The sequence below is a fragment of the Aurantiacibacter flavus genome (assembly GCF_039710615.1).
Lineage (GTDB): Bacteria > Pseudomonadota > Alphaproteobacteria > Sphingomonadales > Sphingomonadaceae > Alteraurantiacibacter > Alteraurantiacibacter flavus.
Genome location: NZ_JBDLBR010000002.1, coordinates 455,378 through 478,255, shown reverse-complemented (window position 1 = coordinate 478,255; position 22,878 = coordinate 455,378). Strand labels below are relative to the sequence as shown.

General features: G+C 65.4%; 22 protein-coding genes. 8 read left to right on the top strand and 14 right to left on the bottom strand.

The features are described from left to right. Positions 1-163: 163 nt before the first annotated feature. Positions 164-970, top strand: a complete 807-nt coding sequence (purC, locus tag ABDJ38_RS06860; RefSeq protein ID WP_346784337.1) for a phosphoribosylaminoimidazolesuccinocarboxamide synthase — start codon at positions 164-166, stop codon at positions 968-970. Positions 971-1,036: 66 nt separating this feature from the next. Continuing rightward, positions 1,037-3,916, top strand: a complete 2,880-nt coding sequence (locus tag ABDJ38_RS06855; RefSeq protein ID WP_346784336.1) for a M16 family metallopeptidase — start codon at positions 1,037-1,039, stop codon at positions 3,914-3,916. A gap of 4 nt (positions 3,917-3,920) precedes the next feature. On the opposite strand, the gene ABDJ38_RS06850 is transcribed toward ABDJ38_RS06855, so the two are convergent. Continuing rightward, a complete protein-coding gene (locus ABDJ38_RS06850) occupies positions 3,921-5,102 on the bottom strand; it encodes a PepSY-associated TM helix domain-containing protein (RefSeq protein WP_346784335.1) in 1,182 nt (393 codons plus the stop codon). A gap of 171 nt (positions 5,103-5,273) precedes the next feature. Between ABDJ38_RS06850 and purS the strand changes: the two genes are divergently transcribed. Next, the gene (purS, locus tag ABDJ38_RS06845; protein ID WP_346784334.1) at positions 5,274-5,510 is read left to right on the top strand and encodes a phosphoribosylformylglycinamidine synthase subunit PurS; all 237 of its coding nucleotides are present in this window, start codon (positions 5,274-5,276) and stop codon (positions 5,508-5,510) included. Continuing rightward, positions 5,510-6,181: a phosphoribosylformylglycinamidine synthase subunit PurQ gene (gene purQ / locus ABDJ38_RS06840; RefSeq protein WP_346784333.1), complete on the top strand. Its 672-nt coding sequence runs from the start codon at positions 5,510-5,512 to the stop codon at positions 6,179-6,181. The genes purS and purQ overlap by 1 nt, the downstream gene beginning before the upstream one ends. Before the next feature lie 132 nt (positions 6,182-6,313). Here the strand turns inward: purQ and ABDJ38_RS06835 are convergent, their stop codons facing one another. From ABDJ38_RS06835 to glmU, 4 genes are all read right to left on the bottom strand, one after another. Next, on the bottom strand, positions 6,314-8,641 hold the full coding sequence (locus tag ABDJ38_RS06835) for a putative bifunctional diguanylate cyclase/phosphodiesterase (protein ID WP_346784332.1): 2,328 nt from the start codon (positions 8,639-8,641) through the stop codon (positions 6,314-6,316). 90 nt (positions 8,642-8,731) lie between these two features. Beyond that, entirely contained in the window at positions 8,732-10,555 is a 1,824-nt protein-coding gene (gene glmS / locus ABDJ38_RS06830) for a glutamine--fructose-6-phosphate transaminase (isomerizing) (protein ID WP_346784331.1), read from the bottom strand. An 87-nt stretch (positions 10,556-10,642) separates the two neighbouring features. Continuing rightward, positions 10,643-11,299 carry a hypothetical protein gene (locus tag ABDJ38_RS06825; RefSeq protein ID WP_346784330.1) on the bottom strand — a complete coding sequence of 219 codons (657 nt, stop codon included), beginning with the start codon at positions 11,297-11,299 and terminating at the stop codon, positions 10,643-10,645. A gap of 1 nt (position 11,300) precedes the next feature. Next, positions 11,301-12,659 (bottom strand): bifunctional UDP-N-acetylglucosamine diphosphorylase/glucosamine-1-phosphate N-acetyltransferase GlmU, encoded by a 1,359-nt coding sequence (gene glmU / locus ABDJ38_RS06820; protein ID WP_346784329.1) that lies wholly within the window; start codon positions 12,657-12,659, stop codon positions 11,301-11,303. A gap of 75 nt (positions 12,660-12,734) precedes the next feature. On the opposite strand from glmU, the gene ABDJ38_RS06815 reads away from it, so the two are divergent. Continuing rightward, entirely contained in the window at positions 12,735-13,409 is a 675-nt protein-coding gene (locus ABDJ38_RS06815) for an HAD-IA family hydrolase (protein ID WP_346784328.1), read from the top strand. Here the strand turns inward: ABDJ38_RS06815 and ABDJ38_RS06810 are convergent. Genes ABDJ38_RS06810 through ABDJ38_RS06795 form a run of 4 tightly spaced genes read right to left on the bottom strand, consistent with a single transcriptional unit; the run spans position 13,406 to position 16,432 of the window. Beyond that, positions 13,406-13,765 carry a DUF2794 domain-containing protein gene (locus ABDJ38_RS06810; protein ID WP_346784327.1) on the bottom strand — a complete coding sequence of 120 codons (360 nt, stop codon included), beginning with the start codon at positions 13,763-13,765 and terminating at the stop codon, positions 13,406-13,408. The two genes, ABDJ38_RS06815 and ABDJ38_RS06810, sit on opposite strands and share 4 nt — an antisense overlap. Further along, positions 13,765-14,463 carry a serine O-acetyltransferase EpsC gene (epsC, locus tag ABDJ38_RS06805; RefSeq protein WP_346784326.1) on the bottom strand — a complete coding sequence of 233 codons (699 nt, stop codon included), beginning with the start codon at positions 14,461-14,463 and terminating at the stop codon, positions 13,765-13,767. Before epsC ends, ABDJ38_RS06810 begins: the two co-directional genes overlap by 1 nt. Positions 14,464-14,503: 40 nt before the next feature. Next, the gene (locus tag ABDJ38_RS06800) at positions 14,504-15,112 is read right to left on the bottom strand and encodes a P-loop NTPase family protein (protein ID WP_346784325.1); all 609 of its coding nucleotides are present in this window, start codon (positions 15,110-15,112) and stop codon (positions 14,504-14,506) included. Positions 15,113-15,130: 18 nt separating this feature from the next. Next, entirely contained in the window at positions 15,131-16,432 is a 1,302-nt protein-coding gene (locus ABDJ38_RS06795; RefSeq protein WP_346784324.1) for a heavy-metal-associated domain-containing protein, read from the bottom strand. A 71-nt stretch (positions 16,433-16,503) separates the two neighbouring features. On the opposite strand from ABDJ38_RS06795, the gene purM reads away from it, so the two are divergent. From purM to ABDJ38_RS06780, 3 genes are read left to right on the top strand one after another with little or no spacing between them, the layout of a single operon-like run. Further along, a complete protein-coding gene (purM, locus tag ABDJ38_RS06790) occupies positions 16,504-17,601 on the top strand; it encodes a phosphoribosylformylglycinamidine cyclo-ligase (protein WP_346784323.1) in 1,098 nt (365 codons plus the stop codon). Beyond that, entirely contained in the window at positions 17,594-18,181 is a 588-nt protein-coding gene (purN, locus tag ABDJ38_RS06785) for a phosphoribosylglycinamide formyltransferase (protein WP_346784322.1), read from the top strand. Before purM ends, purN begins: the two co-directional genes overlap by 8 nt. Before the next feature lie 4 nt (positions 18,182-18,185). Next, positions 18,186-19,391, top strand: a complete 1,206-nt coding sequence (locus ABDJ38_RS06780) for a sulfotransferase family protein (protein ID WP_346784321.1) — start codon at positions 18,186-18,188, stop codon at positions 19,389-19,391. Positions 19,392-19,395: 4 nt separating this feature from the next. Here ABDJ38_RS06780 and ABDJ38_RS06775 read toward each other — a convergent pair whose 3' ends face one another. From ABDJ38_RS06775 to ABDJ38_RS06755, 5 genes are all read right to left on the bottom strand, one after another. Next, the gene (locus ABDJ38_RS06775) at positions 19,396-19,647 is read right to left on the bottom strand and encodes an HP1242/YdcH family protein (RefSeq protein ID WP_346784320.1); all 252 of its coding nucleotides are present in this window, start codon (positions 19,645-19,647) and stop codon (positions 19,396-19,398) included. 142 nt (positions 19,648-19,789) lie between these two features. Next, positions 19,790-20,212: a nucleoside-diphosphate kinase gene (gene ndk / locus ABDJ38_RS06770; protein ID WP_346784319.1), complete on the bottom strand. Its 423-nt coding sequence runs from the start codon at positions 20,210-20,212 to the stop codon at positions 19,790-19,792. A gap of 86 nt (positions 20,213-20,298) precedes the next feature. Further along, a complete protein-coding gene (locus ABDJ38_RS06765; protein ID WP_346784318.1) occupies positions 20,299-20,793 on the bottom strand; it encodes a hypothetical protein in 495 nt (164 codons plus the stop codon). Between the two features lie 48 nt (positions 20,794-20,841). Then, complete coding sequence (locus tag ABDJ38_RS06760) at positions 20,842-21,267, bottom strand: DNA polymerase III subunit chi (protein WP_346784317.1); 426 nt, start codon at positions 21,265-21,267, stop codon at positions 20,842-20,844. A 99-nt stretch (positions 21,268-21,366) separates the two neighbouring features. Continuing rightward, positions 21,367-22,827, bottom strand: coding sequence for a leucyl aminopeptidase (locus ABDJ38_RS06755; protein ID WP_346784762.1), 1,461 nt, complete (start codon positions 22,825-22,827; stop codon positions 21,367-21,369). Positions 22,828-22,878: the final 51 nt, after the last annotated feature.

Below are 22,878 nucleotides of genomic sequence, written 5' to 3'. Positions count from 1 at the left end.
CCGCCTAGCCGCAAGGGCGCTAAGCCGCAATTGCCAGAGCGCCAAGCCGCGTGTATAGGGTGCCGCTTCGCGCCCCGGCTGATGCGGAGACACAAGGGTCTTCGTTCGCCGGGGCGCTCGCTTTTGTTCGCAGACATTGTTCTTCAACCACGAGGTTTGCCCCATGTCCCGTCGCCGCCAGATCTACGAAGGCAAGGCCAAGATCCTCTATGAAGGCCCCGAACCGGGCACGCTGATCCAGTACTTCAAGGATGACGCCACCGCCTTCAACGCCGCCAAAAAGGGCACGATCAACGGCAAGGGCGTGATCAACAACCGCATCAGCGAGCACGTGTTCACACGGCTGGCCCACATCGGCATTCCCACCCATTTTATCCGCCGCCTGAACATGCGTGAGCAGCTGGTGCGGCAGGTGGAGATCATCCCGCTCGAGGTGGTGGTGCGCAACGTGGCCGCCGGGTCGATTTCCAAGCGCCTCGGGATCGAGGAAGGCGAGCCGCTGCCGCACACCTTGATCGAGTACTATCTCAAGAGCGACGAGCTGAACGACCCCATGGTGGCCGAGGAGCACATCGCGTGCTTCAACTGGGCCGGCCCCGAAGAGATGCAGGACATTGCCGCGATGGCCATCCGCATCAACGATTTCATGTGCGGGATGTTCGCCGCAATCGGTATCCGCCTGGTCGACTTCAAGCTCGAGTTCGGGCGCATCTTCGACGGCGACTACAGCCGCGTGATCCTCGCCGACGAGATCAGCCCCGACAACTGCCGCCTTTGGGATTTCGAGACGAACGAGAAGCTCGATAAGGACCGCTTCCGCCGCGACATGGGCGGCGAGCAGGAGGCCTATCAGGAGGTCGCCCGCCGCCTCGGCCTGCTACAGGACGACGACAACGGTCCGGGCGAAGTGGTAGACATGAACGCGATGCGCTCGCGCATGCGGCCGACACCGGGCAAACCGAAGAAGTAAGCGCCCCTGGCGCTGTCGTTGGGCAATCATTGCAGGTTCAGCTCATTGCCGCCACAAGGTGGGGCAATGAAACGTCCTGCCTATCGCGCGCGGCTTCTCGCGACGCTCACTCCCGCGCTCGCCCTCTCACTTGCCATCACCGCTCCGGCGGCTGCGCAGGCCCCCGAATATGCGATCGACGCGCCGGCGATCGATGCGGCCGACCCGTGGCCCTTTGCCGCAAGCGACCTGCCGAAAGACCCTGCCTATCGTACCGGCGTCCTACCCAACGGCATGCGTTACATCATCCGTCCCAATGCCACCCCGCCCGAACAGGGGCTGGTGCAGCTGTGGGTGGATTTCGGTTCCGCCGCGGAGACCGAGGAACAGCAAGGCTGGGCGCACTATATCGAGCACATGGCCTTCAACGGCTCGACCAATCTTCCCGAAGGCGAGATGGTCAAGCTGCTCGAGCGCGAGGGGCTGGCCTTCGGGGCCGACACCAATGCCTCGACCGGGTTCGACACCACGCTGTACCGGCTCGACCTCCCGCGCAACGACACCGCGCTGCTCGACACCGCGCTGATGCTGATGCGCGAAACTGCGAGCGAGCTTACCTTCGATGAAGAAGCGGTCGAACGCGAACGCGGGATCATCCTCTCCGAAATCTCGGTGCGCGATACCTATCAGCTGCGCTCGGCCAAGGATTCGCTTGCCTTCAGCTATCCCGGTTCTGCCATGGCGGAGCGCTTTCCCGGCGGTCTACCTGAAACGGTAAGCGCGGCAACTGGTGCGGAGTTAAGGGCGCTGTGGGACCGCAACTATCGGCCCGACAACGTCGCGCTGATCGTGGTGGGCGACTACGATCCCGACACGGTCGAAGCGATGATCGGCGAGCGCTTCGGCGACTGGCAGGCCGAACCGCCGGCTACAGCCGCCACGATGGGGCCGGTCGACTTCGACCTTGCCGGGAAGACCGACATCTATCTCGATCCCGCCCTCGCCCAGCGCATCACCGTCAGCCGCCATGGCCCCTGGTTGGGCGGCCCCGACACCGAGGAGGCACGGCGCATCCGGCTGCGGCGCGCCATCGGCTACGACATCATCAACCGGCGGCTAGAACGGCTGACCCGGCTCGACGATCCGCCCTTCCGCGCTGCGGGCCTCTCCACCAGCGACTTCGGCAAGGAAGGGCGCACCACCTCGCTCACCGTCTACGCCATCTCGGGTGCGTGGGAGCGCGGACTTGAGGCGGCGCAGGAAGAGTATCGCCGCGCGCTGACCTACGGCTTCACCGAAGCGGAAGTGGCCGAGCAGCTCGCCAACTATCGTGCCGCCATCACGGCCAATGCCGCAGGCGCGGCCACCCGCCCCAATTCGACCTTCGTCACCGGCGCAGTCACGCTGCTGCGCGACGGACAGGTGCCGACCACGCCCGAAAGCGCGCTCGAACGCTTCACAGCCCACGCCCCTGAAATCACGCCCGACACGGTGCTGGCGGCCTTGCGCGACGAGGTGGTGCCGCTCGACGATCCGCTGATCCGCTACGAGGGCGAGGCCGCGCCTGAAGGCGGCGCCGACGCGCTGCGCACGGCCTGGAGCGAGGGCCTGGAGCGCGAGGTCAGCCCGCCCGCCGACGAAGCCCTGACGGAGTTTGCCTATCAGGACTTCGGCACACCGGGCACGGTGGTGAAGGACGCGCGCGTGCCCGAGCTCGGCATTCGCGAAATCACATTCGCCAACGGGGTTATGCTCAACCTCAAGCACACCGACCTTCAGGCCGACCGCGTGCTCTTGCGGCTCAACCTCGATGGCGGCGACCTGCTCAACACCCGCGAGGACCCGCTGGCAACCGGGCTCGCCTCGTTCCTGCCGCAGGGCGGGCTTGGCGCGCACAGCTATGACGAGCTGCTCTCGATCCTCGCCGGGCGCAACGTCTCGCTTGGCTTTGCCTCGAACGAATCGCACTTCCAGATGGGTGCTGGCACCACGCCCGAGGATCTCGAATTGCAGCTCGAACTGTTCGCCGCCGCGATCTCCGATCCCGGCTTCCGCTCGGCAGGCGAAGCGCAGTCGCGGCAGAACGTGCGCGCCTTCTTCGCGCGCCGCACAGCCACTCCCGCCGCAGCACTCGGCTTCGCGCGCGGCCGCATAATCAGCGATGGCGACCCGCGCTTCTCCTATCAGGACGAAGACGCTTATCTCGGCATGACCTTCGATCAGCTGCGCGCCGATATTGCCGACCGGCTGGAGCACGGTGCGATCGAACTCACCATCGTCGGCGACATCGACGAAGAGCGCGCGATTGCGCTGGTGGCTCGCACGCTGGGCGCCCTGCCCCAGCGCGAGGCGTCGTTCCGGCCTTACACCGAGAACCTCACGCGCAGCTTCACGCGGGATCGTTCGCCGCGCGTGGTCTATCATGATGGCCCCGCCGATCAGGCCAGCCTGACGATGATCTGGCCCACCACCGACGACAAGGATCACGAAACCAACCTCCGGCTCGAACTGTTGCAGCGGGTGGCGCGGATCGCACTGACCGATTCGCTTCGCGAGGAACTGGGGCAGACCTATTCGCCCTCGGCCAATGCGGAGCAGTCGCGCACCTATCCCGGCTACGGCACCTTCAGCTTCTCGGCCTCGCTCAATGCCGCGCATGTCGACGAAGCGCGCGAGGCCATGCTGGAAACGCTGGCCAAGCTGCGCGATGGCGGGACCGACGAAGACCTGTTGCTGCGCGCGCGCCAGCCAATGCTGGAGGCCTACGACAACCTGCTCGACACCAACGACGGCTGGCTGCAGATCGCCGACGAGGTCCAGTCCGAGCCTTGGCGGACCGAGCGGTTCCTGACCGGGCGCGACAAGATTGCCGCGCTCACGCCCGCCGATCTCACCGCTACGGCGCAACGCTTCCTCATGCCCGACGAGCGGCTTGAAATCGCAGTGATGCCGCGCCCGACCGAATGACTCCCTAGCAGTTCAGCTTGCGCTTGCCCCAGGTGTAGATGCCCGAGACAGCGAGGAAGGTTAGGGCGAACCCGCTCAGGAACACCAGCAATTGCCAGACGATACCGCCAATGGTGGCATAGTGCAGCTGCCGCATGACCGTCGCGATCGCGCCCGCACGAGTGCTCGGCGGCGGCGGACCTGCGCGTTGCGCGCGTTCCTCGACTGTCACTTCGCCGCCATCGGCGGGTACGCTGACCGTGCCATCGACGCCCTCGCCTGTCAGTTCCACCTGCCATGCGCCCTGACGCCTGGTGGGCGCTACGATGGCCGTCGGGCGACCGGGAAACGCAATCTGCGCTTCGCCGAGCGCGGCCAGCCAGGCCTCGTCGCTTACCGCCAGCGGTGCGCCATCGCCACCGGGCGGCGGCGGGCGGCGGCGTTGCGGTTGCTCGACACCCGGCTCGACCAGCGCGGCCATTGCCTGCGGAAAGGAGATCCACGCTCCCGTCACCGCTTCGACAATGATGACCAACGACAGGAGGAAGCCAGATTGCCGGTGCAGGTTCAGCGCCTTGCCATCGCGCTTGCGCCAGCGCAACGCGGCCAAGATGCGGCCCTTGCCAGGCCAGAATACCACCAGCCCCGTCACCGCAGACACCAGCAGGAACCAACCCATCCAGCCGACCACCTGTCGTCCACCATCGGGGATCAGGAACAGGCCGTGGATAAAATGCATGTACCACATGAAGCTGCCCGAAGAAGGGGCGCTGTCGATCACCTGCGCGCTCTCGGGGTCGACATAGATCAGCCGCGAAACCGGCCCGGCAATGCCGTGCAGCGGCTCGGCATAGGGCGCAGTGCGCGCCACCAGCGGAGTGCCGACATCACCGATCTCGATTGCGGTGAGCGGGCCATAGTCGCTCGCACCGGCACGTGCAGCTGCCACGTGGTTCGTGGTCAGCGCTGCGGGATCGGCGCTGGCCGTCACCTCGCGCGCAGGGTTGAGCAATGCCTCGGTTTCCTCGGGCCAGACCTGCGCCGAGCCGGTCACGCCCAGCACCGCCATCGGGATAAGCAGGATTATGCCAAGCCAGCGGTGCACGTCCAGCCACAGCTTCTGCCGCCGAGCCCGTGCCGATAGATGGGGCCGCCCCTTCAATCGCTCTCCGGTCCCTGAGATGGTGCTCTTGTGCAACTGGCTCATACGACCCTCCATGTTTGGATGCCATTCGTGGTAGAACCCGCGAACTGTCGGCACAACGGAGCAATTGTAATAAACTGTTGTGGCTGGAGCGACCTCGCCTCTTGTGCGCGGGCGCGGCAATAGCCATAGGCCGGTCACACCCGGTCCGAAATCCCATTCGCGAGTAGAGCCATGAAAGTCCGCATCCATGTCAGCCTCAAGCCCGGTGTTCTCGATCCGCAAGGTCGCGCCGTGCACCATGCGCTCGATGGCCTCGGCTTTACCGGCATCGAGGACGTGCGCATCGGCCGCCTGATCGAGATGGAAGTGGCCGATAGCACCACCGACGAGGCGTTGGTCGAGATGTGCGAGAAGCTGCTCGCCAACACGGTGATCGAGAACTACCGCATTGAGAAGGTTGCCGCCTGATGCGCGCCGCAGTCGTCACCTTTCCCGGCTCGAACTGCGACCGCGACATGGCGGTGGCGATCGAACAGGTTTCGGGTACCGCGCCGCTGCGCGTCTGGCACGGCGATGCCGAGCTGCCCGACAGGCTTGACTTCATCGCCCTGCCCGGCGGCTTCTCCTATGGCGACTATCTGCGCTCGGGCGCGATGGCGGCCAACAGCCCGATCATGCGCAGCGTGGCGGCGGCGGCAGGGCGCGGCGTGCCTGTGCTTGGCGTGTGCAACGGCTTCCAGGTGCTGACCGAGGCAGGGCTGCTACCGGGCGCGCTGATGCGCAATGCGGGGCAAACCTTCATCTGCCGCACCGTACCGCTCACAGTCGAGAACGGCGAGAGCCTGTTCACCCGCGGCTATGAGGCCGGATCGACGATCCGCATCCCGGTTGCCCACCACGATGGCAACTATTTCGCCGATGCCGCGACGCTTGACCGGATCGAAGGCGAAGGCCGGGTGGCGTTACGCTATGGCGAGACCTGCAATGGCTCGCAGCGCGATATTGCCGGCGTGCTGAACGAGGCGGGCAACGTGCTCGGCATGATGCCGCACCCCGAGCGCGCCATCGAGGATGCGCAAGGCGGAAGCGATGGCCGCGCCATGTTCGAGAGCATTTTCGCGAACCTCGCGGTCGCCTAAGCGCCAACACAAGCAGGCCGCCGACCGGCAAACGGCCCCTTCGGGGCCGCAAGCGCGCCCGCAGGTGCCCCGAAACGTAGTGGAGAGATCAGCACCGAGGACGATCGCCCGGATGGGCGATCGAAAGACAAGCTACGCCGCCTCGCGCTTCATCCGCAGCAACTTGCGTGCATCCTCGGCCACCATGGGTCGCCCGAAGTAGTAGCCCTGGATCTTGTTGCAGCCAAGATCGCGGATCATGCGCGCCTGTTCCTTGTCCTCCACACCCTCGGCGGTGGTGGTCATGTTGAGGCTCCGGGCCATGGCGACCACGGCATTGATAATCGCCACGCTTTCCTGGCTGCCCTCGCTCGCCCCGAGCACGAAGCTGCGATCGACCTTGATGGTTGAGAAGCGCAGCGAACGCAGATAGCCGAGCGAGCTGTAACCGGTGCCGAAATCGTCGAGCGCTACCGTGCAGCCGAGCGCCAGAATTTTCTCCAGTGTCTCGCGCGCGGTGCGCCCGTCGCGCAGGAATACGCTTTCGGTGACCTCCACCTCAAGCCGCTGCGGCGACAGGCCAGAATCGGCAAGTGCACGCACCACTTCATCGGCAAAATCGGGTTCGAGCAGCTGCTCGCCCGAAACATTGACGGCGATCCTGACCTGGACTGGCCATTTGACCGCCTCCTGGCAGGCGTTGTGCAACACCCAGTTGCCAATGGGAACGATCAGGCGCGTGTCTTCGGCGAGCGGGATGAATTTGGCCGGGCTGACCATGCCGTGCTCGGCGCTGTTCCAGCGCAACAGCGCTTCGAAGCTGACCACATCCTCGCTGTTGGCGTCGACCACCGGCTGGAAGTTGAGCTGCAACTCGTTGTTGGCGATGGCCCGGCGCAGGCTGCCCTCGAGCACCCGCCGCTCCTCGGCCTCGGCATGGAGCGAAGGCACATAACTGAAGTGAACATTGCCGCCCTCGTCCTTCGCCCGATATAACGCGAGGTCGGCATTGCGCATCAGCGTCTCAACGCTCGATCCATCGCGCGGTCCGATCGCGGAACCGACACTGGCGCCGATGAACAGCGTGTGGTGGTCGAGGTTGTAAGGCTTCGAAAGACTGGTGATGATCGCCTCGCAGATCCGCTCCACATTGCCTATCTTGCCGGCATCGCGGATCACCACAGCGAACTCGTCGCCACCGAGACGGCCGCACATCTCGCCCTCGCCCAGCACCGAAGCCAAGCGCTGCGAAACCTTGGCCAGCAGCCGGTCGCCCATCTGGTGGCCGAGCGAATCGTTGATCGACTTGAAGCGGTCGAGATCGATCATCAGGAACGCACAGCGCGACTTCCACTGCTCGCAATAACGCAACGCATCGCCCAGCGCCTCGGTCAGCATCAGGCGATTGGGGAGGCCCGAAAGCGTGTCGTAGCGCGCAAGGTAGGCGATTTTCTCGTCGCGATCGCGCTGCGCCGTTACGTCCGAACCGACGCCACGAAAACCGCGGAAATTGCCCTTCTCATCAAGAATGGGAGCGCCCGAGAGCTGCCACCAGCGACGGCCATCGGGCACCTGTACCCGCACCAGCAGGTCGGAAAATGTTGCGCGTCGTTTCAGGCTTTCGGCCAGTTCGCGTAGCCCCTCGTCTTCGCTGACGTCACCCGTGATGTCGCCCGCAATCAGGCGCAATAGGCTCTCGCCCTCCACCACTGCGCGATCGCGACCGAGCGCATAGGCAAAGCGCGGAGAAGGAGAGCGAACCTTGCGGTTGATGTCGATCTGCCACAGCCAGTCGGCGTCGTTGGCTTCGTGCTCGCGCAAGAGCAGCGACACCACCTCGCTCTTTTCCGCCACCCCAACCTCCGCGATTCGCGCGGCGAGGAACACGCTGCCCGTCGAAATAGCGCTGCCGACGGCGATTCCGGCAAAGGCCGCGCAGACCACCACGAAATACCACTCGCCGGCCAGGGCGAACGATATCGTACCCGCAATCCCTGTCACGAAGCCGAACAGCGCCGGCCCGGCGGGAGCGGAATTCAACGTCGCGGAAGCGCCCGCCACGAGCATGGCAACGATTGCCCACAACGCGAAATGATCAACCATCTGTCCCGCCGGCACGAATGCCAGCAAGGCGAAGCTCCACAAGCTGGCCAGCGCGCCGACGGCCAGCATGTGGCCGCAAAACTCGCTGCGCTTCATGTGCCGACCATCAAGATGAGCGAACTTCTGCTCGATCCGGAGAAGATTCAACGTCGCAACCAGCTGCGCGAAACCCCACAAGGCCAGCAGCATGATGCTTACATGTTGCGCGTAGATGGAAATCGCCACCAGCGAAGCCCCGACGCTGGCGACCGCACGAAGAATCGCTTCCTTATGCAACGTGGAGTACTGCAGACTACGCAGGCGAGACCAGTCACCCTCTGCGGTGTCCTTGAAGCCCAGAACTTGCGGCGGACTCAACCGCAGCGGTAGTTTCGGCAAATCGGAATGCCCGTCATTCACGCCCTGCCAATAGCTGGCAATTGGTTAGTACCCAGTAAAGCACTGGCCCCGTGAAGAGACAAAATGCGTCTATTCGACAGTTACCGATTTGGCGAGGTTTCGCGGCTGATCGACATCCGTCCCCTTGGCACAGGCGACGTGATAGGCAAGCAACTGAACCGGCACGGCATAGACCAGCGGAGCGATCAACGGGTGCACCTTCGGCATCGGGATCGTGGCGATGCAGCCCTCCCCAGCTTCGGCAATGCCTTCCTCGTCGGAGATCAGGATCACCTGACCGCCACGTGCCTGCACTTCCTGCATGTTCGAAACGGTCTTCTCGAACAGCGGACCCGAGGGGGCCAGCACGATTACCGGCACCTTGTCATCGATCAGGGCTATCGGCCCGTGCTTCATCTCCCCGGAAGCATAGCCCTCGGCATGTATGTAGCTGATCTCTTTGAGCTTTAGCGCCCCCTCCAAGGCCAGCGGGAAGTCCGGCCCGCGCCCGAGATAGAGCACGTCACGCGCCGGGGCGACGAGGTGGGCCATCGCGGCAATCGTCTCGTCATGGTCAAGCGCGGCATTGAGCGCGGCAGGCGCTTCGAGCAGGTGGCGCACGATCTCGGCCTCTTCGGAAGCATCGAGCCGTCCCTTCTTCACCGCGAAGTGCGCGGCGAGCGCGGCAAGCACGGCCAGCTGGCAGGTAAAGGCCTTGGTCGAAGCGACGCCGATTTCCGGCCCAGCGTGGGTCGGCAACAACAGATCAGCCTCGCGCGCCATCGAGCTGGTCGGCACGTTGACCACGGCGGCGATGACCTGCCCCTCGGCCTTGCAGTGCTTGAGCGCCGCCAGCGTATCGGCCGTTTCGCCGCTCTGCGAAATGAACAGCGCCAGCCCGCCATCCTCGAGCACCGGCTCACGGTAGCGAAACTCGCTGGCGAAATCGATATCGACCGGCACCCGCGCAAACTGTTCGAACCAGTACTTCGCCACCATCCCGGCGTAGTAGGAGGTGCCGCAGGCGACGATGGTCACGCGGTTAACCGCCGAAATGTCGAAATCGATCTGCGGCAGGGCGACTTTTTGCTCCACAGGGCGCAGATAGCTCCGCAGCGTCTGTGCGACCACGGTCGGCTGCTCGAAGATCTCCTTCTGCATGAAGTGGCGATAGTTGCCCTTCTCGATCGCGGCAGCCGAAGCGCCCGAGCGGGTCTGCTCGCGTTCGACCTCAGCGCCTGTGGCGTCGAATATCTGCGCGCCCTCGCCGGTAACCACCACCCAGTCGCCCTCTTCGAGATAGGTGATGTCCTGCGTCAGCGGCGCGAGCGCCAGCGCATCGGAGCCGAGATACGTCTCGCCGTCGGCATGGCCCACCACCAGCGGCGACCCGAGCCGGGCGCCAATCAGCAGATCGGGGTAGTCGCAGAACTGGATTGCCAGCGCGAAGGCTCCGCGCAGACGCGGGAGGACAGTCTGCACCGCTTCCTGCGGGGTCTTGCCGGCCTCGATTTCGCGACTGACCAGATGAACGACAACCTCGGTGTCGGTCTCACTCTCAAAGGTGCGCCCGGTGCCGCGCAGCTCCTCGCGCAGTTCGCGGAAGTTTTCGATAATCCCGTTGTGCACCAGCGCAACGTGCGGCGTGGCATGCGGATGGGCGTTGCTCTCGGTGGGTGCGCCGTGGGTGGCCCAGCGGGTGTGGGCAATGCCGACCGTGCCCGGCGCCGGATTGCGCTCCAGCTCGGCGACGAGGTTCATAAGCTTGCCCTGGGCGCGGCGGCGGATCAGTCGGCCATCGTCATAGGTGCATACACCGGCGCTGTCATAGCCGCGATACTCCATCCGCCGCAGCCCCTCGACCAGCCGCGGGGCGACCGGCTGATTGCCCACGATGCCAATAATTCCGCACATTCGAAAACTCCAAACCTCTGAAATAGTGGGCAACTGAACGCAGATTAGCAGCAAAATCGTTTCGATTTTGCCCTCATCCGAGGCCGCCTATTCGGTATCATAGGTGAACAGATCATCCGCCTTGGCAAGATGGGCATCAGCCACATTGACATCAACCGGCTTGAGCGCGGTGCCATCGCAGGCAAACGCGCTCTCGACCTTGCCCGAACGCAGAACAACGATCCCATCGGAAATCGCCGGATCGTTGGTTTCGCCCGCGGTAAAGTTTGTTCGCACGACCTTGCTGTAAACCACATACCGCACATCGCCCACGGCGAAACTCAACTGCGCTTCACCACCCCCCGAATAGGGTACCGAGGCCCATTCGATCTTTTCGCTGGCTTCGGTCGGAAAGACCAGCTCCGGCTCGGCGCTCGGACGCCCGAAGCGATACTGCGCGAATTCGCCGTCAGCGCCATTGGCCAGGCATACCGATGCGATCTTGCCGCCGCGCACCGTGCAGCTGAATATCTGTGCTTCCTCGGCGCTGCACAGCGTTGTCGCGTTCTCCGCCTTCGCATCGGCAGCAAGCGCAACGCGGCCATCATCCGGGCCCTCCTCCGCCGTAGCCGCAGCGGCATGCGACGAAGCCTGCGACGCAATGGCTACAGGCTGGTCCGCCTCGCCCGAGCAAGCGCCGACCAGAAATACCGCAAGGCTGCTTGCAAGAACCAGCCGAAACGTCGAACCTGCCGGTCTCGCCATATTACTTGCCCGAAGCATCCTTCTTTTTCTTCTTCATCGCGTCGTGGAAGCGGTCCGCCCAGCCCGGCTTCACCAACTGTTCCGCCCTGACCATACGCAATTCGCCGTCGGCCACATCGCGGCTGACCGCGCTGCCCGCCGCGACAATCGCGTCCGCGCCAATCGTCACCGGAGCGATCAACGCCGAATTCGAGCCGACGAAGGCGCGCGGGCCGATAGTAGTCTGATGCTTGAAATAGCCGTCATAGTTGCAGGTGATGGTGCCCGCGCCGATGTTGGCGCCCTCGCCCACCGTGGCATCGCCGAGATAGGTAAGGTGATTGGCCTTGGCGCCTGCACCGAGCGTCGCGTTCTTGATCTCGACGAAGTTGCCCACCTTGCTGCCCGCTTCCAGCCTGGCACCGGGGCGCAACCGGGCATAGGGGCCGACCTCGACATCCTCGCCCACGCTGGCGCCTTCGAGGTGCGAGAAAGCGCGGATGCGCGCCCCGCTGGCGATCCTCACGCCCGGCCCAAACACCACGTTTTGCTCGACCACTACGTCGGCGGCGATCTCGGTATCCCAGCTGAAGAATACCGTTTCGGGCGCGCGCAGGGTCACGCCCTCGGCCATGGCCTCCTCGCGCTTCAGTTGCTGCCACTGCGCCTCGGCGCCAGCGAGTTCGGCGCGACTGTTGATCCCGGCGACCTCGTCAGGCGTATCGGTGGTGACGACCGCGCAGGGGCGACCATCGGCAATCGCAATGTTGACGATATCGGGCAGGTAGAACTCGGCCTGCGCATTGTCGTTGCCGACCCGCGCGAGCAGCGCGAACAGCTCGTCCGCCCGAGCAGCAAGCAAGCCCGAATTGCACAGGGTGCAGGCGCGCTCATCCTCGCTCGCGTCCTTGTATTCGACCATCTTGGAGATCGCTCCCGCCTCATCCGCAATGACCCGGCCATAGCGCAGCGCATCGTCAGGCTCGAACCCGAGCACCACGGCGGCGGGGGCATCGTCGGCCTCAAGCCGCGCGATCATCGCCTGCATCGTGGCGGTGCGCACGAAAGGAACGTCGCCATAGAGCACCAGCACGATGCCCTTGAACCCGGCCAGCGCATCTTGCGCCTGTTGCACCGCATGGCCTGTGCCCAGCTGCGGCTCCTGCACCGCGAAGGCCGAGCGCTCGCCCAGCTTCTGCCGCACCTGTTCGCGCGCCTCGCCGACCACGGTGACAAGCCGCTCCGGTCCTAGCGCCTCGACGCTGGCGAGCAGGTGCTCGATCATCGCACGTCCGGCAATCTCGTGCAGCACCTTGTGGCGCGCGCTCTTCATGCGCGTGCCCTTGCCGGCGGCGAGAACAATGGCGGCGATCGACGTCATGTAGCTTTCTCCTTATCGGCGGCCATGCCACCAAACCATTGCGGTTTCCACCGGCCTTCGCCACATGACCTGCCCATGAGCCACTTTCCTTTCGACACCATCCTGTTCGACCTCGACGGCACCCTTGTCGATTCCAACCGTGACCTTGCCCCGGCAGTCAATCACGCGCTGGTCTATGCCGGGCACGGACCCATCGCCGAAAGCGAGATTCGCAATTTTATCGGCGGCGGTGCAGCGCTGATGCTGCGGCGCGCGCTGGAAGCCAAGGGCGAGCAGCCAAGCGAAGAGCGCATGGCCGAGCTGACCGACGTGCTGCTCAAGCATTATTGGGCGCATATCGCCGATAACACCGTGCCGTTTGACGGAGTGATCGCCACGCTCGATGGCCTCGCCGCGAAGGGCTGCAAGCTGGCGGTGTGCACCAACAAGCTTGAGAAGCCAGCACGCCAGTTGCTCGATGCTCTCGGCATGACGCACCACTTCACCGCGATCTATGGCGGCGACACCTGCGGCCCTGATTGCTCCAAGCCCCAGCCCGACATGCTGCTGGCAGCGATCAAGGACTGCGGTGGCACTCGCGCCGCGATGGTGGGCGATTCGACTTATGACGTGCGCGCCGCACGCAATGCCGAGGTGCCGGTTGTGACGCTGAGCTTCGGCTATCACGATGTGCCGGTGAGCGAACTGGGCGGCGACGTGATGATCGAGCATTTCGATCACCTGATCCCGGCACTCGAAAAGCTGGCCTAGTTCTCCACCGCTTTCACCAGCCGCCGTTCGAGCGGGGCAAGCACACCGGCCAACTCGTGGCCGCGCTTGAGCACCTGCCCGTGTTCGCCAAACAGCGCCCACATGCCCTGTCGCTGGCGCAACGCCGGGCGTTTCTCAATCCGCATCTGCGGCACGTCCGCAGTGCGGCGGAAGGCGGCAAAGCTCGCGCAGTCTTTCGAGAAATCCATCGCATAGTCGCGCCATTCGCCCGCCGCGACCATGCGTCCATAAAGATCGAGGATGCGGGCGAGTTCAAGTCGGTCGAAACCGACCTGCTGCGGCTGACGCCCGCCCGGAAATGGAACGATGGTGGACCCGCTGCCGCCCGGCTGCATCAGCAGTCGGTGCCGCTCTTGCGTGCCTTGTGCGGCTGGCGTTCTGCCGCCATCGCCTCGACCATCTGGCGCAGTTCAGCCACTTCGTCCTCAAGCTCCTTCACCCGCTCGCTTGGGGCGGGCTCGCAAGGCTCCTCGCACGGGGTGCCATAGGGGATGAATTCGCGCAGCCAGGTCTCTGCCGGAACCAACGTGGAGCGGGCCTTGAGCCCGATCATCGTCGCCCCTTCGGGCACGTCGTCGGTCACCACTGCATTGGCGCCCACGCGCGCGCGTTCGCCCACGGTTATCGGCCCGATGATCTGCGCGCCCGCGCCGATGATGACATTGTCCGACAGAGTCGGGTGGCGCTTGCCGCCCTTGCCGTTGGTGGGGTTAGTGCCGCCCAGCGTCACGCACTGGTAGATCGTCACATTGTTGCCGATCACGGCGGTCTCGCCGATCACGGTGAAGCCATGATCGATAAACAAATGTTTGCCGATGGTGGCACCGGGATGGATGTCGATCGCGGTCATCCAGCGGGCGGTATGGTTCACCAACCGCGCGAGGAAAAACATCTCCGCCTCAAACAGCCAGTGCGCCACGCGGTGCATCGCCAGCGCCCAGAAACCGGGATAGAGCAGGATTTCCCAGCGCGAACGCGGCGCCGGGTCACGCGCGCGGACCGAGTCCAGATAGGAGATCAGACGCTCGAACATAATCAGCCCAGTTTCTCACCAAAACCCGCGAGGGGCAAGGTCATAGCATGCGCGGTTCCTGCGGACCGTTAACTTCCTCCAGCGCGGCGCGCCAGATTCCGAGAGTAGGTGGGGTCTTTCGTTCGAGAGACAAGCGGTCGATTGTCAGTACCAGCCGCTCAAGCTCGGCCCACGAGCGGCCCGCGCGCGGCACCAGATAGTCCGCGGCGCCCGGCCCCAATGCCAGCCCGCGCTCCTGCGCCAGCGAATGGATGAGGTCGGCGGCCATCGCATCGTCGGGCTGGCCGATCTCGATCTGCAAGGCAGCGCCAAGCCGCGAACGCAGGTCGGGCAAGGTTATCTCCCACGGCGGGGTGCCGCCCACGATCAGCAGCTGCGTGCCTGCCTCCTGCGCGCGGTTCCAGCGGTGGAAGATCGCATCTTCCGGCAGCTCCTGCGCATCGTCGATAGCCTCGCCCTGCCCGCTGTCGGCGAACCAGCGCGCCAGCAGGCTCTTGCCCGAGCGCGGCGGGCCGGTGAGCACGGCGGTGCGGTAAGGCCAGGAGCCGGGCGCGGAGAGCGCTTCGGCCACACGCGCATTGGCATTGCCGATCACAATGGAGGCAGGCCCGCTGGAACGGAGGCTGAGTGGAAGGGCGATCTGCTGCATGGCCGGGCTCCCGCGCGGCTAGCGCGTGATCGACAGCGCGCCCGTGCCCTCGGTCACCTGCCAGCCGCGCGCCCTAAGCGCCGCAGCGAAGTCCGACAGGCTGCCCGTAAAGGTCACGCGCAGCACCGAAGTGCCACCGATGGCCGTGCTGGTGACCGCCGATGCGCTCACGCCCGGAGTGCTGCGCACCGCGCCCAGCGCCGCATCGAAGGCCGAAGCATTGGGCGTGGCGATCTGGACGGTATAGCTCGTCGGAGCAGCAGCGGGAGTGTCGGTGGACGGAGCAACCGGAGTACCGGCCGCCTCGGGCGCAGCCACCTCCCCTTCAGCCAGCGCCCGTGCCGCCGCCGCCTCGGCCGCCGCTTCGGCAGCTTCGGCCGCGCGTGCCTCTTCGAGCAGGGCGCGAATCTCGGGCGTCATTTCGAAGCCGTCCAGCTCAAGCGTGGGATCAGGCCGCAGGGCACCCTCCGCCAGTGCGCGGGTGTAGATCGTGTTGAACTGCTCGACCGCGCGCACCAACATGCGCGGCAGTTGCTCGTCGTTCTCGGCGCGCATTGTGAACTCGCCAAGATAGCGATCGTCCGGTCCGTAGCGCGCCGTGAACGTGCCGACGACGGGGCCGCCCGGCCATTCGTGGCGCAGATCGGCGATCGGCACCAGCACGTCGGCCGCGCCGAACTGGTCGAGCAGGTTGTTCCACCAGGCGCGGCTGCGACGCCCGGTCTGGCCGAAGGTCAGCAGCAGCGAATCGGAGCCCGAGCCAACCGGGCGCACATAATCGATCGCGCTCGATCCGAACTGATATTCGGCCCAGGCGCGCTGCCAGGCATTGCGCGTTTCAAAAGTGGTTGCTGTGCCCCCGCTCATCATCACCGGAATCAGCAGCATCGGCGCGGACCGCGCGCGATCCCCGCCCCCACCAAGCAGCGGCCCCGCCCGCTGACGATCGAAAATCACGCCCAGTCGCGCAACATAACGACGCGGGCCGATGTTCTCCGCCTCGACCACGATGGCCGAGACGAGCGACTCGAGTCGCGCATCGGGCAGTTCGGGGCCGTCGATCTTTTCCCATGCCTTGCGCGTCGCCTCGACCCACCCCTTCGAGCGGGCATCTTCAGGATTGTCGCCGGTGACGTTCACCTCGATCCCGCGCACCTCGATATCGGTGGAGCTGGCGACCGGCGGAATGCCGCGATCGCCCGAAACCTGCGCCATCAACGCCGCAGCGAGCGCCAGGGCAAAGGCGGCAACAAGGCCGAGCACGAGCCGCAAATTGAGGCGCTGCGTGAGGCTGGCGGGGAGGAGTGTGCGTGTGGTCATGGGGGAAATCGTGGGCCTTTTGCCCAAAGGTGAGTGGAAATCCAAGCGCGAAAGCTTATGGCGTCGAAGCCATGAGTTCAGAAAAGCCTTCCTACACCTACGCCCAGGCGGGCGTTTCCATCGCTGCGGGCAATGCCCTCGTCAAGGCCATCGGGCCGCTGGTCAAGGCGACTCGCCGCCCCGGCGCCGACGGCGAGATCGGCGGCTTCGGCGGTTTCTTCGATCCGCGCGCGGCCGGTTATTCCGATCCGTTGCTCGTCGCCGCCAACGATGGCGTGGGCACCAAGCTCAAGCTCGCTATCGACAGCGGACAGCACGACACGGTGGGAATCGACCTCGTCGCCATGTGCGTGAATGACCTGATCGTGCAGGGCGCCGAACCCCTGTTCTTTCTCGACTACTTCGCCACCGGCAAGCTGGAGAACGGCGTGGCCGAGCGGGTGATCGCGGGAATCGCCGAGGGCTGTGTGCAGGCAGGCTGCGCGCTGATCGGCGGCGAAACGGCGGAAATGCCGGGCATGTATTCGGAAGGCGACTACGACCTCGCAGGCTTCTGCGTCGGCGCGGTGGAGCGCGGCGAGCAATTGACGGGCGACAAGGTCGCGCCGGGCCATGTTCTGCTGGCGCTGAAAAGTTCGGGCGTCCATTCGAACGGCTATTCGCTGGTGCGGCGGCTCGCGGCGGACAAAGGCTGGCAACTTGACGCCCCCGCCCCGTTCGATGGCTCGCGCCCGCTGATCGAGGCTTTGATGGAGCCGACCCGCATCTATGTGAAGGCGCTGCTGCCTGCGGTTCGCGCCGGCCTGATCGACGCGCTGGCCCATATCACCGGCGGCGGTTTGCTTGAGAACATCCCCCGTGTGCTGCCCGAAGGCGCGCGCGCCGTGGTGAATGCCGATACCTGGGAACAGCCTGCGCTGATGGCCTTCCTCCAGAACGAGGGCAACATTGCCCCCGGCGAAATGGCGCGCACCTTCAACTGCGGCACCGGCATGGTGCTGGCGGTCGATCCAGCGAAGCTCGACGAAGCGAAGGCAGCACTCGCCAAGGCGGGCGAGGACGTGCTGGAGATCGGCGTGATCGAGGCGGGCCAGCGCGGCTGCACCGTGCGCGGATCGGCCGGCACATGGGGCGCAGACGCAGACTGGGACGCGGGTCACGATGCCTGAGGCCAGTCGGCCCAAGGTCAAGGTTGCGGCGCTGCTTTCGGGCAACGGCACGACCATGTCGGCGCTCCACTATGCCTCGAAGCTGCCGGGCTGCCCTTACGAGATCGTGCTGGTGGCGAGCAACGTGCCCGATGCGCCGGGCCTGAAGATCGCCGCCGCTGAGGGCCTACCGACCTTCGCGCTCGACCATCGCGGGATGGAGCGGCCCGCACACGAGCAGGCGATGGACGCGGCGCTGCGCGAATCGGGTGCCGAATATCTCGCCCTGTGCGGCTATATGCGTGTGCTGACCGAACACTTCGTGGCCGGGTGGGAAGGCCGCATGGTCAACACGCACCCCTCGCTGCTGCCCAAATACAAGGGGCTCGACACCCATGCCCGCGCAATCGCCGCGGGCGATGCTTTCGGGGGCTGCTCGGTCCACGTGGTGACGGCCGAACTCGACGGCGGACCGCTGCTTGGCCAGATGCCGGTGGCGATCCTGCCCGAAGATACGCCCGAAAGCCTGGCACGGCGCGTAATTCTCGCCGAATATCAGCTCTACCCGCGCATGTTCGCCGACTACGTCGGCCGGTCCTGACCGCTTGGCCAGTTCGCCCCCGCCCCGCCCTCATCTGCTCGCCCGTTCTCGCGCCTCGCGGCTGGCCGACCGCGCGATCGGTGCGATCTGGCGTAACGGGCTGCACCCGCGCCCCGCGCTGGAACCTGAGGCGCTGTGGGCTATCGGTGCCAATGGCTGCAATCCAGCGGACGAGTACCATGGCCGTAGCGCCGAGGACGTGGCCGATTTCCGGCTTCGGCTCGACCGCCTGTGCCAATCGTTGCGTGGCGAGGCGCAGCTTAACGCGCTTGGGCATACAATGGCCTATGGCCAGATCACCGCGGCGATCCGGATGCGGCATCGGCTTGGCGCCCTGTGGCGCACCAGTCCCGGCATCGAGCAGACCGATATAGCACCGCCAATCATCGTGGTGGGCCAGATGCGCGCCGGGACCACGCGGATGCACCGCCTGCTCGCGGCCGATCCTGCCCATGCCGGAACGCCATTCTACTGCGGGATGAACCCCTTGCGCGAACAACCCGAGCTTCGGCCGGTCAAGACGCGGATCGGCATTGCGGTGGCCCGCCAGATCAACCCATGGATCGACGTGCAGCATCCATTTGGTGCCACGATGGTCGACGAGGAACTGCCCTGGCTGTCCTATGCGCTGTCGCCCGCAGCGCTGGAGGCGCAGTACCGCATCCCTTCGTTCGTCGCGTTCAGCGAGGTGCGAAACCCTTTGCCGATCTATCGCGAATTTGCCCGCGTCTTGCGTTCCGATGCGACGCAGATGGGCAACGCAGCGCGCCCGCGCGTGCTCAAGTGCCCGCAATATGCCGAGGATCTGCCCGCATTGCTGGCCCAGTTTCCCAAGGCGCGCGTGGTCGTCACCCGGCGCTGCGACGAACATGTGCTGGCAAGCACGCTATCAGTGGTAGCCGGGCAGATGGCCTACCAGTCCGACCAAGTAGATCTTGATGGCATCGAAGCCGAATGGCGGCGCAAGCTGGCTCTGCGCAGGGCGCGCATGGAAGCGGCTCTGGCCGATTTCTCCGGCCACGTTGCAGAAGTCGAGTTCGACGCGCTGGGCGCCGACTGGGAGGGCGAGATCGCCGGTGTCTATCGCGTGTTAGGCCTGTCGCTGAGCGAGCCAGCCATAGCGGCGATGCGGGCCGAGCAGGGGCGAGCCAAGACCAGCCCCCACCACGGACACCGCGCCGTCTACCAGCCCGTAGGGGCCTCGGCCTGATCGCTCAGGCGGCCTCGCGGGCCTTCGTGACAATCGTTGAAAGCTCATCGAGCAAGCCAAGCCGCTGCTTCTTGAGCGCTTCGGCCCGCTCGTCCGATGCGGCCTCGACCTCGCTTTCGATTCGGTGAACTGCGCGGTTCACGTTGTGATACTCGTCGGCCAGACGGACAAAGTGCGCGTCGGTCAGTTTGAGCTGGTGAAGCAGCTCGCCGTCATCGGGAAACTCGGCGGCGAGTTCGTGCGGGGTGTGGCTCATCGGGGCATTCTCCTGTTGTTGCAGGCTTGGGCTTGCCCCGGCGGCGCTGGCAATACCTTGCTCTCGATCAAACAAAAGCCCCGCCGGATCGCTCCGGCGGGGCCTTGTTGTCCACGCGCTGGCAAATAGCCGGCGCGAACAATCAGCCGACGATTTCTTCCGGCTTGAAGAAAAAGGCGATCTCGATCGCGGCGTTCTCTTCGCTGTCCGAACCGTGAACGGTGTTCTCACCGATCGACAGCGCCAGTTCCTTGCGGATGGTGCCCTCGGCGGCGTCGGCCGGGTTGGTCGCGCCCATGATGTCGCGGTTGCGGGTCACGGCGTCTTCGCCTTCGAGCACCTGCACCACCACCGGCTCGCTCATCATGAACTCGACCAGCTCGCCGAAGAACGGGCGTTCCTTGTGGACCGCGTAGAAGCCTTCGGCCTGCTCGCGGGTCATGTGGATGCGCTTGGAAGCGACGACGCGCAGGCCGGCTTCTTCCAGCATCTTGGTGACCGCACCGGTCAGGTTGCGGCGGGTGGCATCGGGCTTGATGATCGAAAACGTGCGGGTGACCGCCATGGATAGTTCCTTCGCGAAAGTTGGTTTATATCTCTTTCGCGCGCGCCCCTAGCCGCAAGCTCGGCCTCAGGCAAGCAGGTGAGCGGTCAGCTCTTCGTGCCGATGGTGAGCGTGGCGCTGGTTCCGCCGTCGTCGATGGGCGAGGCGTTGATCGAGAACACCAGTCCATCGGCGCTCTCCCCCGAGACAATCTGCGCCTCGTTGGCCTTCATCTCCATCTTGATCTCAATCCCCGCCGCCTCGGCCTCCTTGCGATAAAACGCGACGATCTCATCGGGCGTCGCCGGACTTTCGAGCTGCACGAGCGCCCCGTTGCTGCCTCCCGATGAGACATTGGTGCTCGAAACGACCGCGGAGCCGGGATAAAGCGTGAAGCCATCGGGCAGGTTCGCCGCCGCCCCTTCGCCGCTGCGCATCGTCACCGTCTCGCCATCCGCATTGGTCACGGTGGCAACGGCTTCGCCGCCATTTTCATCGACCGTGTAGGTGACGTCGCCGTCCTCGGTTTCGATCGTGCCCGAATCGCTTGATCCACAGGCGGCAAGCGCCCCGGTGGCGGCGATGACCATGAGTGCGCGCATTGCCAAATCCCCTCTCGAATTCCTCAATCCTGGCCGAGATCTAGTCCATCAGGCCTGCTTGATCCAGCGCCCGGATTCCTGTCGCCAGAAATTGCGCTCCAGCCCGGCCTCATTGCCCAACCTGCGCCAGGTATCGCGCGCGCCGGCGCGGGTGGTATCGTCGAACAGCAGGAAGGCGCGGGCAAAGCCAAGCGCCTCTTCGCGCCACTGGCCATCGGCCAGCAGCACGTAACGCGCGCCGTTGGCTGCCGCGCAATCGGGCGCGAGCAGGATCGGCTGACGTTCGGCGTGAGGGCCATCGGCGCGACCATGGGCGAGGAAGTGCTGCGGGAACTCCTCCCACAGCGCCCGGTCCATGTCGTCACCAGCGCCGACCACCAACAGCCGCTCGCCCGCACCAAGCGTGGCGCGGGCGAGTTGCGCGGTGGCCTGTTCAGCGCTGGCCGTTTCGAGCAGGTAGAAGTCGACGCGCATTGCTTTTTTCGCCCTATCGCTTTGCTGCTTGAGGGCGGGATCCTCTGCCCCACCGCGTTGCCGCCTGAGGGCAAGACAAAGGGCGCACCACGCCTGGCATCACCCCTCGGCGGTATCGCGCACGAAGCGGTCGATCAGGCGCACGCCATAGCCGGTCGCGCCCTTGTCCCAGGTCGCGCCGGGCTTATCCGCCCACACCATGCCCGCAATGTCGCAGTGCGCCCAGTTCACGCCGTCCTCGATATAACGCTGGAGATACTGCGCGGCGGTGATCGACCCGGCCCAGCGCGGGCCCACATTCTTCATATCGGCGATCTGGCTGTCGATCAGCCGATCGTAAGCGGGCGAAAGCGGGAAGCGCCACAGTTTATCGCCGCTCTCCTTGCCCGCCGCCAGCAGGCCATCGGCCAACTCGTCCGAATTCGAGAACACGCCCCCGTGCTCATGGCCAAGCGCAATCAGCATCGCACCGGTGAGCGTAGCGAAGTCGACCACGGTCTTGGGCTTGAACTCGCGCTGCGCCCAGGTCAGCGCGTCGCACAGCACGAGGCGACCTTCGGCGTCGGTGTTGATCACCTCGACCGTCTGCCCGCTCATCGTGGTGACCACGTCGCCGGGGCGCTGAGCGTTGCCGTCGGGCATGTTCTCGACAAGGCCGCAGACGCCGACCACGTTGGCCTTGGCCTTGCGGCCCGCCAGCGCCACCATCGCGCCCGCCACGGCGCCTGCGCCGCCCATGTCCCACTTCATGTCTTCCATGCCCGCGCCGGGCTTCAGTGAAATGCCGCCGGTGTCGAAGGTCACGCCCTTGCCGACGAACACCGTCGGAGCCGCATCCGCCTCACCGCCGTTCCACTTCATGACCAGCAGTTGCCCCTCGCGCACCGAGCCCTGGCTCACGCCGAGCAGCGCGCCCATGCCGAGCTTTTCCATCTCGGCCTCGCCCAGCACCTCGATCTCGACGCCGGTGCCCTTCAGCCGCTCGCGGCAGCGTTCGACGAAGCTCTCGGGGTAAATCACGTTAGCCGGTTCGCTGACCAGCTCGCGGGTGAATTCGACGCCGCGTGCGAGGGCCTCGGCCTCGTTCCAGGCGGCTTCGGTGCGCTCGGGCGCGCCAACCACCACCACTTCGGCCAGCGTCGGCTTCTGCTCGTCGCGCAGCTTGGTGCGATAGGTGTCCCAGCGCCATGCCCGCAGCCTCAGGCCGAGCAGCACGGCGGCCACTTCCTCGGCGTTCAGCAAGCCATCGCGGCAATCGAGCGCCAGCGCCGTCTCGCCCGAGGTGAGAAACTTCGCGGTCAACGCAGCGCCAGCCTTTTCGAGCGAAGGCAGGCGCTCCTTGTCCTTTTTGCCCGCACCCGCCAGCGCGAGGCGCACCGGACCATGGTCACCCTCGTAGAACGCCTCGAAGGTTTGCCCGGCCTTACCCTTGAAGCGCGAGGATTCCGCGCCGCTGGCGACGATCGCGGGCAGATCGCCCGGCAGAGCGCCCTGCTCGACCACGCGCGCAACAAGGCGGGGCGAATTGGCGTCGAAGGCTTGGCTAAAGGCAATTTTCATGGTCACTCCGGTCATGCTGATGCGATTGAGGCACAGCGCCGACATGTCGAA